A 13,986-nucleotide genomic window follows, 5' to 3' on the forward strand; every position below is an offset into this window, starting at 1 on the left:
TCCGGTGCTGCGCACCTGCGCGCCCCCCAGCGGCGAAGCCGCCGGGGCCCCCACCGAAGAAAACGGGAAAGATACGGACACAGCCATCAAACGAGCCGTTCGTCTTTGGCACCGCGTGCGATGACGATCTGACCGTTTTCTTCTAACGTACGAATGACGTCGACGATCTGCTGCTGTGCTTTTCCGACTTCGCGCATGCGCGTCGGGCCGAGCAGCTCGATGTCTTCCTTGAGCATCGCCGAGGCACGCGATGACATATTCTTGTAGATACGCGCCAGCAAGTCGTCGTTGGAGACCTTGAGCGCGAGCGCCAGATCCTTGCCGTCGACTTCCTTGAGGATGCGCTGGATCGAGCGATCGTCGAGATTGGCGATATCCTCGAAGACGAAGAGCAGGTTCTTGACTTCTTGCGCCAGCTCGGGATCGCGTTTGGCCAGTCCGTCGAGGATGTTCTTTTCGGTCTCGCGGTCGACGAAGTTCATCACGTTGGCGAGCGACTGCACGCCGCCGGCCTTGGCAAAATCCGATCCGCTCACGAGCAGGCGGCGTCCGAGCAGTTCATCGAGTTGTTCCAAAACCTCCGGGGCCGTCTTTTGCAGGATGGCGATGCGCATCGCGACTTCGGCCTGCAGCTCGGGCGGCAGCGCCGAGAGCACCGCGCCGGCCTGTTCGGGCTGCATGTAGACCAAGATGAGCGCGATCGTTTGCGGGTGCTCGTCTTGAATGAACTGCAGCAGTTGTGCGGGCTCGGTCTTCTTGATGAGTTCGAGCGGATTGCCGTGCTTGAGTGCGGCGAAGAGCCGGCTCGTCATGTCGTCGGCTTGGCCCGCGCCGAAGCTGCGCTCCAGAATCTCCTTGGCGTACTCGATGCCGCCTTCGTTGATGTACTTGAGCGCGATCGCGCGCTGATACGCCTCTTGAATGACGGCGTCGCGCTTTTCGATCGGGACCGTCGTAACTTTGGCGATCTCGAGGACGATGCGCTCGACCTCGTCTTGGCGCAAGAACTTGAAGATCGTCGCCGAGAGTTCCAGGCCGAGCGTGATGATCAGGATCGCGGCCTTCTCGGGGCCGGAGATCTCGATCGCCGGAACTTCCGGGAAGGACATCATCGGCGGCTCGGTCGTGCCGACGCTGGAGAGATTGACGATCGGCGACTCCATCTATTCGGCCAGCCAGAGCTTCACGAGCTTGGCGATGCTGTCTGGGTTCTCTTGCGCGACCGTCGTCACGTACTCGATCATCTGCTCGCGAGTAAGATCCGCGGCGGAACGAATCGGTGCGGAGACGCCGGGCGCGCCTTCGAGCATCGGGTGCTCTTCGAAGGGCGGTAACTCTTCGGCAAGCGACGTATCGAATGCCGGAAGTTCCGTGGCAGGCGCGAACCGGCGGCGAGCGCGCGTCGCCAAGAGGCCCAACACGCCGAGCACCGCGACGCCGCCGAGCACGGCCAGTACCCAAACCGGGATGCCGAAGACCGTCGTCGTGACCGAGGACGGTGCGGTCGGCGCGAGCGCCGGATTGAACGGAACCGCTTCGACGGAAACTTGGTCGCCCTGCGCGAGATCCAAACCCGCGGCGGCGATGACGACGTTGCGAATTTGCTGGACGTTCGCCGGCGTCAACTGATACGGCGCGGCTGCGACGGCGAGCGGCGTACCGTTGGGCGCCGTCGTCACCGGCGACGAGTTCACCAGCACGGCAACGCTAGTCTGCGATACCTTCCCGGGCGCGTCGATGTGCTTGACGTTCTGCACTGAAATGTCGTAGTTCGTCGTCGACTTCGAGTGGTTGTACCGGTTGTTCTGGGTGGGCTGCGTCGCCTGATAGGTCCCGATGTTGCTGGTGGTGCCCGGAACGCCCACCGCCGGCTGCTGGCGCTGCGCCGTTCCGACGTTGGATTCGCGCTCGAGCTGTTGCGAAAGCACGGTGCCCTGCGGTGCGTACACCTTGCTCTCGGTCGACGTGGCGTCGAAGTCCATCTTGGTCGAGACGCGCGCGACGGCGCGTTTGGGACCGAGCGTGTCGTCGAGCATCGATTGAATGCTCTGCTGCAAGGCCGTCTCGTAGCGCTGCTTTGCCAGCAACTGTTCTTGCGTCATGCGCAGCGCGTCGGGCTGCGACGTGTCGCCGCTTCCCGTCGGACCGACGCCGGGCAGCAAAATGCGGCCGTCTTGGTCGACGATCGTCACGTTCTCGGGCTTGAGGCCTTCGACCGCGTTGGTAACGAGCATCGTGATGCCCTTGACCTCTTGTTCGGAGAGATCTTGTCCGGGCTTGGTCTTGATCGCGATCGAGGCCGTCGTCGGTTCCTGCGACGACGAGTAGAGCGATTGGTCGGGCGTCGCGATGTGCACGCGCGACGTTTCGACCGGATCGAGGCCGTCGATCGTGCGCTGCAGCTCGCCTTCGATCGCGCGCGTCTTGTCGAGCTTCTCTTGGAACTCCGTCATGCCGAAGTTCGTGCGGTCGAACAGCTCGTAACCGGTTCCCCCGCCTTTGAGCAGCCCGGATCCGGCGATTGCGACGCGTTCGTCGCTCAAGTTCTGATCGGGAACGTACACCGTCTTGCCGTCGGCGGAAAGCTTGTAGGGAATTTTGTCTTCCTTGAGCCGATTGGTGACGGCGGCGGCGTCTTCACTCGAGAGATTGGAGAACAGCGTCGCATATGCGGGCTGACGCCCCACATAAAGGTAGGCGAGCATGACGGCGGCGAGGACCACGATAATGCCGCCGGTGGCGGCGAGAACCCGAGTCTGCCGGTTTTGGGCTTCCCAGAGTGCGGCCAACCGGCCGCGAATATCGCCTAAAGTGGCAACAAAACGTTCCACGCGTTCTCTCTACTCTGTCTCGAGGCCGGCCTTGGCCCGCGGCGCCGGACGTCCATTTCCAACGCTACTATCCCGCCGTACAGTCTGCCGTGCGGTGGGATACTAACCCGGGTATCGGTCGCTTATACACAGCGTTTGAGTAAGATTTCGTAATCATTGTGCGAGTTGGTCCCGTTCTCGGCCAACCGATACCATCGTCACCGGAACCCCGAGCAGCTCCTCCAATCGGCCGACGTATCGACGAGCCGCTTCGGGAAGGTCGGCAACGCGCCGGCAGGCGCCGATCGGCTCGCTCCAGCCGTCCATTTCTTCGATCTGCAGCTCTAGGCCGGCATCGCCCGCGGCGCCGAAATCGGCGGACTCTCCGGCGAGGCGATACCCCGTGACGATGCCGATGCGGTCGAAGCCGCTGAGCACGTCGAGCTTCGTGATCGCGGCGCTGGTCAAACCGTTGAGCCGCACGGCGTAGCGCGCGGCGACCGCGTCGAACCAGCCGCATCGGCGTGGACGCCCGGTGACCACACCAAACTCACCGCCCTGTTTGCGCAGCCGTTCGCCGCGCTCGTCGAGTAGCTCCGACGGAAACGGTCCGCCGCCGACTCGCGTGCAGTAGGCTTTGACCACCCCGATGACGCTGCCGACGGCGGTCGGACCGATACCCAGTCCGATGCACGCGCCGCCCGCAATCGTGTGCGAGCTCGTCACGTAGGGGTAGGTGCCGTAACCGACGTCGAGCAGCGACCCTTGCGCGCCCTCGATCAGGACGCGTTTGCCCCTTTCGAGGCGCTCGTGAATGTACGCGACGCCGTCCACGATGTAGGGTGCGATACGCTCCGCGAGCGGTCCGCCTTGCGCGACGAACGCGCCGTAGGTTAGGCCGTTGCGACCGACCTTGTCGACGTAGGCGGGGCCGATGCCGCGGCCGGTGGTTCCGATGGCCTTGTCGCCGCGAGCCTTCTCGGCGTCGCGGTCGCGCTGCGCGTGTTCGGGCAAAACGACGTGGGCGCGGTCGGAGAGACGCACGCGGCGCGAGACGTCGATGCCGCGCACCGCGAGCCGATCGAGTTCTTCTAAGAGTCCGGTCGGGCTCACGACCGTGCCGCCGCCGATGAAGAGTTCGACGCGCTCGTTGAGCACGCCCGACGGAACGATCCGCAAGGCGAGCTCGGTGTCGCCGACAACGATCGAGTGGCCCGCATTATCGCCGCCGCCAAAGCGCGCCACCACGTCGTAATCTTTGGCATACAAGTCGACGATCCGGCCCTTGCCTTCGTCTCCCCACTGTATGCCTACGATAACGTCCGCTTTTGAAGACGACGTTAAGGATAGTTTATTCAGAACGAAATTCCAGGTCGCTCGTGTTGCCCATCGGGATCTCGTTGATGCCCTGGAACTGCGTCATGACGAACTCCGAGAAAAGTGCGTTCGGCCAGCCGAAATCTTGGCGCGTAAACTGTCGCGGATCGTCGGGATTGAACGATTCGTGCAGCAGGTGATCGCCGGGATCGCTTGCGAGCAGCTGCGACAGCACGTCTTGCTTCTCCGGCTGCGTGGTCGCGGTCATGCCCTCGACGATCATCGCGAGCGGCCAGATCCACCTCTCGGGCGTATGATAGCTGCCGATACCGCGCGCTTTCGCCCCCTGATAGAACGACGGATTATCTTGACTGAGCAAGAAGCGGCGTGTGTTGTCGTAGTACTTGTCGCTGGGCGTCGTGTAGCCAAAGTACGGCGCCGCCAGCAGACTGGGAATGTTCGCGTCGTCGGTGAGAATCGCGTGGCCTAAACCGTCGACTTCATAGGCGTAAATGTAGCCGTATTTCGGCACCAGCACCAAGCCGTAGGTCTGGATGCCCTGCTGCACTTCGTCGCGCAGCGCCTTGGCTTCGCGCGCTTTGATGACGTTGTGATAGACGTCGCGCTCGATCTCGGCCATGTCGCCCAGTGCGACCACGGCGAACATTTCTGAGGGGATCAGGAAGTTATACTTGCAGGCATCGTCGGACGGACGGAAGCCCGTCCAGATCATGCCCGTATACCCGACCGGATTTCCCTTGCCGTCGTTGGGCAGCTCTTTATGCGTGTAGCTCGAGCCGCGCGGATGATCTTGTTCGCGCTGCATCGTCGCCAGCACGCTGTCGAGCGACTTGGAGAAGTCGCCGGTAAAGATCGACGAATCGCCGGTCGTCTTCCAGTAACTCCACGCGAGCGTAACCGGATACGCGAGCGAATCGAGCTCGAACTTCTGCTCCCACACCCGATAGTCGAGCGTATAGGCGTTCGCATAGGGATCGATCTGCAGGTACTTAGCCTCGCGCGCAATGATCGCGCGCAGCAGGGCCCTAACGTCGGGATCGTCCTTGGCAAAAAACAGATACGGCCGTACTTGCGCGCTCGCATCGCGCAGCCATTCGGCCGGGATGTCGCCCGTCTTTACGTACGCCGTTCCATCCGGTGCGTACTCGGCGAGTTTGCTCGTGTCGAGCAGCGCCGCGCGAAACATCTCTTGCAAATGCTGATCGGGACTGCGATAGTCCGCAGCCGCTTGTTCGATCGAGCGCAGCTCCAGCGCCGGCGACGGTACGGTCGCCAATACCATCAACGTGGCAAAGAGTAATGCCACCCGTCTTATCATCTTACTCACGCAGGCCAAGTCCCGTGGGCATAAAGCGCCGGTAACTCCCGATACCTTCCTAGATAGTCGAGGCCGTAACCCACAACGTAAACGTCAGGCAGTTCGAAGCCTCGATACTTGATTTCAATATCGGCAATTCTCCGGTGGGGCCTATCTAGCAGCGTACAGACCGCCAGAGAGACTGGACGGCGGCCAAGCAGGCTCTTTACGACGTACTGTAAGGTCAAGCCCGTATCGACGGTGTCGTCCACGATCACGACGTGCCGCCCTTCGATCGAGATCGCGCAGTCCTTAAGGAAGGCGATTCCCTCGCCGTCCCCATAGCGGTTGACCGAGATAACGTCGATCTCGCACGGAATCGTCAACGCCCGCGACAGGTCCGCTAAGAAGGGGGCCGCAGCGCCGAGGAGGCCGACTAAGACGGGGACGCTACCGGCGTAATCGTGGGAAATGGCCGCGCCGATCTCTCGGACGCGGCCGGCAATAGCGCCGGCGTCGAAGAGCGGCTCCCCGATCATGACGCTCGCGCCGAACGGGAGAAAAGCCGCTCGACGTCGCGGCGCGTGAACAGCTTCACGTTGACCTGGGGATGGCTCGAGCGCAGCAGTCGCACCTTGCGGTTCTTTCGGGTATTTCGCACCGGCTTAGCTACCGTGAGCTCGATGTAGAGATCGTACTCCGGCAGATAAAAGTCCGGCGTGAAGAACTCAACGGCTTCGCCCCGATCGTTCCAAGAAATCGGAAACGTCCGCGGTTCGTACTGCCAAGGAACGTGATAGAAGTCGAGGAGCCGCGCGAGCTCGGCTTCACTCGCATGCGCGAAAGGCGCCCGTGACATTGCCACGGACCGATATCTACGACGCGCCCGGCCCAAACGCCTTCGGAAAACGCAGGATAGACCTTGCGCCGTAAGCGTTCAAAGAAACGGAGCCTCGCGTATGTGTGCTGCCTTGAAGCGCAAGACAAAGCGTGCGCCGCCAAGCAGCGACGTGTCGACTGCGACGTCACCGCCGGCGCGCGTGACGATCGCCTTGACGACCGCGAGACCGATACCGGTTCCGCAACGGCGCATTCCACCGCCCCGAAAGCCGAGCCCGAAGATCGCGTCCCGCTCGTCTGCAGCGACTCCGGGCCCGTCGTCGTCGACGATCGCGCACAGGAACGGACCGTCGCGCACGCATTCAATCGTGACGTTGCCGCCCTCGCGACCGTGCTTGATCGCGTTTTCCACGACGTTGAGCAGTGCGTGCACGCACTCGTCGCCGTCGATGCGCGCATGCGCGTTCGGCAGCAACCGCGCGCGTATCGTGACGTCGCGTTGCCGGGCGAGCGGCAATACCGCGTCGACCGTCGTCCGGACTTGCTCGGCGAGGTCGCAGCAAGTCTCTTTACCGCTCGCAGAAAGATCCAGCATCGAAAACTTCAGCATTCCTTCGACGAGCCGTCCCAGCCGCAGCGTCTCACGCCTCGCCGTCTCAAGAAAACGCCTCGTCGTTAGCGCATCGAGTTCGCCGCCGTCGAGCAGGGTTTCGATGTAGCCGCGAATCGACGTTAGCGGCGTGCGCAGTTCGTGCCCAAGGGTCGCAAGCATCGCGCGGCGTTGCGCGCGCCGATCGTCGTCGTTGGTTCGGCGCTCGCGCATTACGGAGCGCCGAGAACCCCAGGTGCCGGCGGCATGTTCCGAGCAGTGCCCACGGATTGGCAGCCGGCGACGACCCACCATTTGACTGCCAAGCAAGGGTCTCCACTCTTGCGTCGATAACCCAAGGGAGGTCGCGGAGCTTCAGGTTCCGAGGAGGACTCGTTCAATGGTGCACGTTTTCAAGCGCCGGCGCTCGGTCATTTCTCTCGCGTGCGCACTCGCACTCGCAAGTTGCACCGGCGCGCCGATGTCGCTGCCTCCTTCAGCTCCATCAACGGCGACTTCGAGAACGCCCTCTTCAGGCACGTCACAACATCGTGCGCGCGAGCGAGTGACGATTCACGTTCGCATCCCCCGCCGGCGGCGCCGGGCGCATTACGTTTCGCCGGCCACCAAGGGTATGGGGCTCGCGTTAAGCGGGACGTCCAACGTGAACGTGGCGGTCGGATTGACGCCGACCTCTCCCGGATGTAGCCTCGTCGACAGCACGATTCACTGCACGGTCAGCGTGTCGTTGCCGGCGGGCGCCTACACGGGCAACGTCACGACGTACAATGTGGCGCCGGTAAGTGGGGCATTTCCGGTTTCGGCAAAGCCGCTTTCCTCCGCGTCCAACGTCTCCCTTACCGTTGCCACGGGCATGGCGAACCACTTTGATTTCACGCTCCAGGGCGTAGTGAGCTCGCTGCACGTCGCCGGTTTGCCGGCAGGCACGCAAGGGACGCCGTTGACGCCGCAATCCTTTAGCGTCACGGCAAAAGACGCCGGCGGCTATACGATCGTCGGAACCTATAAGAGTCCCATCACGGTCTCCGATAGCGATACCAGCGGCGCGACGACAATCGCAACATCGGGATCCGACCATCCTCCGAGCGGAAAGATGCTCAGCTCGAGCGATGGGATCACGCTGAGCTACACGGGCGCGGCTCTCGCATCGGCGACGATCGGCGCGACCTCCTCGGGTGCCACTTCGGGAAATGCAACCTTCACGCCGGCTGCGCCGGCCGCACCGACGCTGACCAGCGTCAGCACGGCCTATGGCCAGACGGGAACGACCGTATCGCAGACGCTGACCGGTACGAACTTTACTCCGCTAGGCACTACCATCAACGTGAGTGGCACGGGCATCACGCTCCAAAGCGTCCAAGTCGTCAACGCAACGACCATCACAGCAAGCTTCGTCATTGGGGACGCCGCCTCGACGAGTCTACGTAGCGTCTCCGTAACGACGCCCGGCGGAACGACGCCGGCGCGGCCGTTCGGGATCTACAGTCAAACTAGTGAGGTCACGCTCTCGTCGGATTCAAATGCGGGGAGCGCCGGGCAAGGTGCGGGAACCAGCGGCGACCTGCGTTATGCGATGAATCAGGCAAACGGGAATCCCGGTACGCTCATCACGTTTAACTGCGGCACGCCGTGCACGATCACGCTGAGCGGCCCGCTCCCGCTCATTTCGGCCAACATGATTCTCGACGGCAGCACGTTCGGTAACGTTATCATCGACGGCAATTCGACGTATCGCGCGTTCTTCGTCGACACGGGCAGCGTCACGTTTGCGAATCTGCAGATTCAGCACGCGTCGGCAACCGGCGGCGCCGGCGGTACGGTGGCCGCCAATGGAAATGGATCCAGCGGCGGCGGCGGTGCGGGCCTAGGCGCCGGCATCTTCGTCAATCAAAGCGGCGCTCACGTCAACGTCGTCAACGATTACTTCCTCAACGATGCCGTTACCGGCGGCGCCGGCGGCGCCGCGACGGAATCGTCGAGCAACACAACGGGCGGTGGCGGCGGCGGCGGTCTGAACTTCGGCGGCGGTACCGGCAGTGGCGGATACGAAAGCGGTGGTGCCGGCGGCGGCGGCTTCTTTGCGATCGGCTCGAACGCGCCGGACCCAAGCATTCCGAATGCGAACGGCGGAGACGGGGGTGCCGGCGGCGGTGGCGGAGGCGGGGGCTTCATTTATTCTCCCGATATGTACACATCGAGCACCGGCGGCGCCGGAGGTAGCTCATATAGCACCAACAACTCAAGCCCTGGGAGTTCGGGCGCAGCGGCGAACATCGGCTCCGCCACGGGCGGCGCAGGCGGCTTTGGCGGCGGTGGCGGCGGCGGCGCGATGTCCAGCAGCGGGGGCGCCGGCGGTTTGTTTGCCGGCGGCGGAGGCGGTCAGACCGGCGGAGCCGGCGGAGCCGGCGGCGGTGGCGGCGGCAGCAAAGGCGGCACTGGGGGAACCGGCGGAAGTCTCGCGACGATTAGCGGCGGAAACGGAAGCGCGGTCTTTGAGGAAAACTACGGCGGCGGCGGAGCGGCGGCCGGACCGGCAATCTTCATGAACGCAGGCGTACTGTTCACCAGCAACAGCGGCGCGCAAGGCGCGGCGGCGACCGGAGGCACGGCGACGAGTCCCGCAACGGCGGGCGGCGACGATGCGACACCCGTTTTCAACTTCCAGGGCACGGTAAACGCCTCGACCACGGCCGGGCCGGTTTCAAGCGCACTCTCCAGCTCGATGCCCGCGGCCCGTATACGCAGCGCGCAGCGCGAACGCCGTCGATTTCAGCGCCCTATGCGGTCCCGCTAAGAACGACTGGCGTTGCGACCTAACGTCTGATGAACTTGTAGCCGGCGTTGGCTGCGAACAGATTACGGGGCGGAGCTGATCTTAAATTTGGTCGGCGGGATCTTCTTGATGCAGCTCGTGTCCGCCCGGGTCAAGTTGTCGAAGAAAGACTGCGCGATTGAGAAAGCACACGCATTCGCCTCGGCGGAGGGACTGCCGTATGCGACGTGGGCAATGTTGGGTATGGTCATGACGGTCGAGTTCGGCAGCGTTCGCGCAACATAGGCACCGAACGATGCCGCAGTTTGAGCGTCGTACTGCGCAGACACGACGAGCGTCGGAATTTTGCTGTGCGTTACGTCGCGTACTGTGGAAGCAACGGCGGGTACCTTCCAAACGGCGCAGTTCTCACGCATGAACTGCAAATTGGGAGCGTTGTGCCAGATGGAAAGCGAGAACATGGGGAACGCATCGCGGCCGGAGTTCACGACGTCTGCTTCGGTTTCGTATGGCACCCATTCGCCGCACGAAACGCCGTTGAAGAGGCCGTAACTCAGCACCCCGATGGCGGCAGGATTGAGTTTGAGCTGCGCCCACGTCGACGCAATAAACGTTGCATCGCCGTTAGCGAGCGCGTCGATCGCGGCGGGCACCTCGCCCGCAATATGCGATCCGGGTGACACCGCCCACTGCAGCAGCATCCCGCCACTGACCATCACGTCCACCTTGCCGGTATGCCCGGGCACCGTGACGCTGAATGTCTTGGGTGAGGCTTCGTACTGGTTAACGAGCTGCTGGAACGTACGGGCGATATCGCCGTAGCGTTGGTGGCACGCCGTCTGTTCGCCGCAAGCTTTGAAGATTGCGTCGAGCCCTTCGGCAGCGCTAGGCCACGAAGCTACGCCACCGGCAAGCGACGGAGGAAAGATGCCGTCGATCCCAACCGCGCGGATGCCGCCGGGATGCATGCGCATGTAATTTAGCGCGAGATCGGTTCCGTATGAGATCCCGTAAACATTCCATTTCGCAACGTGCAGAGCAATTCGCAGCGCTTCCATATCGTCGGAACTTTCCAACGTGTTGTAGGCGCCGAGATCGGACGTTTCCGCGGAGAGCTCCCCGCGGCACTTGCGCGTTGCAACCGCGTAGGCTTTTCCGGTCGCTGCAGCGTCGAACGGCATGTTCAGCGTCTCTTCGGCCAAGCGATCCACGACGTCGCACGTGAGTTTAGGTTGAGCGGTGTAGGTGCCGCGCTGCGACATAAAGATCACGTCGCGATTTTTATTGAGCTTGCCGGCCATTGCCATCGGAATCTCGGTCAGTGCATCGTCGCCGGGACCGCCGGCAAGCCAGACGATCGGGTCGCTCTTCGGTTTTGCCGACGCTGCCTTCACAATGGCGACCGACAGCGTAATCGTACGGCCGCTTGGATGACGGCGGTCTTCGGGAACAACGAGCAGCCCGCAGCGCGCAGTGCTCAGCTCGGGAATCGGCTGCGGCGTCTTCGGGCACGGGGCGGAGACAAACGACGACGCGCTTGCCGTCGGCGCCGGAGTAGCCCCCGAACTGCCGTTGCATCCTACGAGCACGCAGGCCAAAGCGATAAGCGGCATGAGAAATCTCATCGAGCGTTGACTCCTGCCTCATGGGCGGCGCATGCGGTGTCGACCGAGCGCGGGTGCGACAGAAACGATTGGAAAATGCGCTGAGCGCAGGGAGATTGTGCGATTACCCAATGGCCGACGCCCTGGATGACCACGTAGGTAGAGTTCGGCAACGTGTCTGCCGCGTATCGACCCCACTTCGCCCCAGTTTTTGCGTCAATCGCGCCCGATACCACCAAGGTCGGAATCGTGCTGCGTACGCGAACTCGCTGCGAGGCGGGTCCCTCCGGAACGCTCCAAACTTGGCATAGCCTGTGGAGGAATGGGAGTTGCGGCGCATTGATGAGGACCGAATCCGGCAACGTTGGAAACTCGCGCCGTCCGGCTTGCAGAATATCGGCCGGCGATCCGTATGGCTCCCATTCGCGGCAGATAAAACTGTTCGTCATCCCAAGCGCTTGCTCCGGAACTTCTGCGACTCCGGCGCCGGCCGCGCGTATCTCCAAGAACGTTTTTGGATCGCCGTTAGCCAGCCGGTAGAGCGCCGCCGGCAGGTCCGTCGCTTTCGGCTTGTTGGCCACAAGCATGTTGACGATCGTGCCGCCGTCCAGAATCACTTTTACCGCAGGTCCGCCGTGCGCCGGAACGACTCGAGCGACGATCGGATGCGCCTCCAATTGCTGTACGATCTTAATGAACGTCGGCATCAGCTGGGGATATTTACCGGCGCAGGCGGGTTGCGCGTAGCACTGATTAAAGACCGCGGTAATTCCCTCGTGAAGGCTACTCCACGTCCAGGGAAGGCTGACGATATTTGGCGGAACGACCGAATCGATAACGGCGTTTCTGATGCCGGCCGGATGATCGCGCAGTAAGGATAGCGCCAAATCTGTTCCGTACGAGTATCCGTAAACGTTCCATTCACGGATGCCGAGGACTTTTCGAAGGTCGACGACATCCTGTTCGTTTTCCGTCGTGTTGTACTGGCTAAGATCGACACCTTGATTGACCAGGCGCCGATGGCACGCCGCCGTCGCGTTCGCTTGCGCGCGCCCCGTCGACGGCGCGTCGTACACGAGGCTGATTTGGTGCGCGTAGAATCGGTCGAGCTCGGGGCAGTTCAAATCGGGGTCATCGTACAGCGTTCCACGCTGATCGATCACGATCGTGTCGCGATTACTGTTAATGCCGGCATGCACTAAGAAAGGAATGTCGAGAATCGCTGCTTCGCCGGGGCCGCCGGCCAAGAATAGAATCGAATCCGGTTTGGCGTGCTTCGAGCGCGCGCGAACGATCGCGACTGCTATGCGGATGACCCGGCCGTTGCGAACGGAACGATTTTCCGGCACGACCAAGAATCCGCAGCGCGCATTCTGCAGCTCGGGAATAGGCTCGGGAGTCGTCGGACATGCTGCCGCTTCGAACCGAGGCGTCGCACTTGCGCCAGACGTGCGGGGAACCGAGGATTGTCCGGAGCACGCCACAATCGCAAACGCAGCCAAAACGACGGCGTGTGAGAAGCGGTTACTTATATTACCGGCTCGACCCCCGCGCTTCTCCAGAATATCCAGGAGCTTTTCTTGACGGATTGCTTCATCTTCGGTCAATTCCGCACCCACTCGCACTACCGTTTCACGCTTGTCTGCATCATCATTATTCAGGAACGAATGAACTCCAAAGTAATGCCAAGCCACGCATCGACAAACTCAGGACTTGGCTCCGTAGTCGCATCATTCGCCGCTCCGCTCTGCGCTCCGTCCCCTACGAAGGCATCAATGTCCGGCCTAAATCCACGGCAGCCTTTTTTAACGCTGGATTTGGTTTTTCAATGTCGCGGCGGATAAAGCCGGCGGCAATGCGACCTCCTATCAGGCGGTCGCCGGCAGCGCGGTTGCCCACTATTCAAAGCCGCTAAACGCCTTGTCGAACATCCAGCGCCGCCCGAACGCCCTTCAAGGCGAAAGCCGGAATCTCAAACCGCAACGGCTTTCCCCGAACCGTCGCACACCCGGGCATGGAAGCGCAACCTTTGTTGGGTTTTCGCTGTTTACAAGGCTGTAAGTTATGATAAATACCCTTTCTCCCGTTGGCGCCCTTACCATACGGCCGGCTTCCAATGGCCCAGACTCTTCGCATCGCACCGAGCCGGTCTACGGGGGCTATGCTAATGGGCGCGGCGACATCGTCCTTTTCGGCAAAGACCTTGCGTATCGCGTCAACTTCAAGTACAAAAGCTTACAGCAGCGACCGCAACTGAACGAAGGTGCGCAGGCACGCTACGATGCGACGGAGCCCGGCAATCCCTTCAACTACTGCAATAAAGCATTCCACCGGTTGCACAACGATCAAATCGCCGAAATCTGCACGTCCGGCCCGTTCAAGCTGTCCGGCAGGTAACTCCGCACCCGCGCAAGGGCTTTCGATACGGTTCCTGCACCACGAAGGCGAGGAGGCGATTCGCGCAACTGCTCGGAAGGGCCCTACATCCCCGATCCGTGTACCGTCGCGACGGCGATGTTCAGCGCGGTTAGGGTCGGGCGAATTTGTAGCCATGGCCGTGAACGGTGCAAATAACGTCGCGCAAGCCACATTGCTTTTCGAGCACGTCACGCAGGCGATAGATATGCACGTCGACGGTACGCTCGTCGCCGGCGAAATCGAACCCCCAAACTTTCTGCAGCAGCCGTTCGCGCGAGAACGCGACGCCGGGATTG

Annotated in this window: 12 protein-coding genes; 2 read left to right on the plus strand and 10 right to left on the minus strand. The window is 62.2% G+C overall.

Annotation, left to right across the window (positions count from 1 at the left end; translation table 11 throughout):
- Positions 1-86: 86 nt before the first annotated feature.
- From fliG to VGG89_12475, 7 genes are all read right to left on the minus strand, one after another.
- Positions 87-1,163, minus strand: a complete 1,077-nt coding sequence (gene fliG, locus VGG89_12445) for a flagellar motor switch protein FliG (GenBank protein HEY1977354.1) — start codon at positions 1,161-1,163, stop codon at positions 87-89.
- Entirely contained in the window at positions 1,164-2,831 is a 1,668-nt protein-coding gene (fliF, locus tag VGG89_12450; GenBank protein ID HEY1977355.1) for a flagellar basal-body MS-ring/collar protein FliF, read from the minus strand.
- 153 nt (positions 2,832-2,984) lie between these two features.
- Positions 2,985-4,169 (minus strand): adenylosuccinate synthetase, encoded by a 1,185-nt coding sequence (locus VGG89_12455; protein ID HEY1977356.1) that lies wholly within the window; start codon positions 4,167-4,169, stop codon positions 2,985-2,987.
- Positions 4,162-5,454, minus strand: coding sequence for a glycoside hydrolase family 125 protein (locus VGG89_12460; protein HEY1977357.1), 1,293 nt, complete (start codon positions 5,452-5,454; stop codon positions 4,162-4,164). The genes VGG89_12455 and VGG89_12460 overlap by 8 nt, the downstream gene beginning before the upstream one ends.
- Positions 5,455-5,471: 17 nt before the next feature.
- Complete coding sequence (locus VGG89_12465) at positions 5,472-5,984, minus strand: phosphoribosyltransferase family protein (GenBank protein ID HEY1977358.1); 513 nt, start codon at positions 5,982-5,984, stop codon at positions 5,472-5,474.
- Positions 5,981-6,310 carry a hypothetical protein gene (locus VGG89_12470; GenBank protein ID HEY1977359.1) on the minus strand — a complete coding sequence of 110 codons (330 nt, stop codon included), beginning with the start codon at positions 6,308-6,310 and terminating at the stop codon, positions 5,981-5,983. Before VGG89_12470 ends, VGG89_12465 begins: the two co-directional genes overlap by 4 nt.
- A 72-nt stretch (positions 6,311-6,382) precedes the next feature.
- Positions 6,383-7,108, minus strand: a complete 726-nt coding sequence (locus VGG89_12475; GenBank protein ID HEY1977360.1) for a HAMP domain-containing sensor histidine kinase — start codon at positions 7,106-7,108, stop codon at positions 6,383-6,385.
- 331 nt (positions 7,109-7,439) lie between these two features.
- Here VGG89_12475 and VGG89_12480 point away from each other — a divergent pair, with 331 nt between their 5' ends.
- The gene (locus VGG89_12480) at positions 7,440-9,689 is read left to right on the plus strand and encodes a hypothetical protein (GenBank protein ID HEY1977361.1); all 2,250 of its coding nucleotides are present in this window, start codon (positions 7,440-7,442) and stop codon (positions 9,687-9,689) included.
- 62 nt (positions 9,690-9,751) lie between these two features.
- Here VGG89_12480 and VGG89_12485 read toward each other — a convergent pair whose 3' ends face one another.
- Together VGG89_12485 and VGG89_12490 are read right to left on the minus strand one after the other, a co-directional pair.
- Positions 9,752-11,281: an alpha/beta hydrolase gene (locus tag VGG89_12485; GenBank protein ID HEY1977362.1), complete on the minus strand. Its 1,530-nt coding sequence runs from the start codon at positions 11,279-11,281 to the stop codon at positions 9,752-9,754.
- A gap of 8 nt (positions 11,282-11,289) precedes the next feature.
- Complete coding sequence (locus tag VGG89_12490; protein HEY1977363.1) at positions 11,290-12,891, minus strand: alpha/beta hydrolase; 1,602 nt, start codon at positions 12,889-12,891, stop codon at positions 11,290-11,292.
- Positions 12,892-13,336: 445 nt separating this feature from the next.
- Here VGG89_12490 and VGG89_12495 point away from each other — a divergent pair, with 445 nt between their 5' ends.
- Complete coding sequence (locus VGG89_12495) at positions 13,337-13,669, plus strand: hypothetical protein (GenBank protein ID HEY1977364.1); 333 nt, start codon at positions 13,337-13,339, stop codon at positions 13,667-13,669.
- Positions 13,670-13,799: 130 nt separating this feature from the next.
- Here VGG89_12495 and VGG89_12500 read toward each other — a convergent pair.
- The coding region (locus VGG89_12500; protein HEY1977365.1) for a helix-turn-helix domain-containing protein at positions 13,800-13,986 on the minus strand (187 nt) is incomplete at its 5' end.

This window comes from Candidatus Baltobacteraceae bacterium (genome assembly GCA_036488875.1).
In the GTDB taxonomy this organism is placed as follows: domain Bacteria; phylum Vulcanimicrobiota; class Vulcanimicrobiia; order Vulcanimicrobiales; family Vulcanimicrobiaceae; genus JAFAHZ01.

Coding starts and splice junctions, on each gene's coding strand:
- fliG (HEY1977354.1), bottom strand. CDS start 1,163: ATGGAGTCGCCGATCGTCAATCTCTCCAGCGTCGGCACGACCGAGCCG.
- VGG89_12465 (HEY1977358.1), bottom strand. CDS start 5,984: ATGATCGGGGAGCCGCTCTTCGACGCCGGCGCTATTGCCGGCCGCGTC.
- VGG89_12475 (HEY1977360.1), bottom strand. CDS start 7,108: ATGCGCGAGCGCCGAACCAACGACGACGATCGGCGCGCGCAACGCCGC.
- VGG89_12485 (HEY1977362.1), bottom strand. CDS start 11,281: ATGCCGCTTATCGCTTTGGCCTGCGTGCTCGTAGGATGCAACGGCAGT.
- VGG89_12495 (HEY1977364.1), top strand. CDS start 13,337: ATGATAAATACCCTTTCTCCCGTTGGCGCCCTTACCATACGGCCGGCT.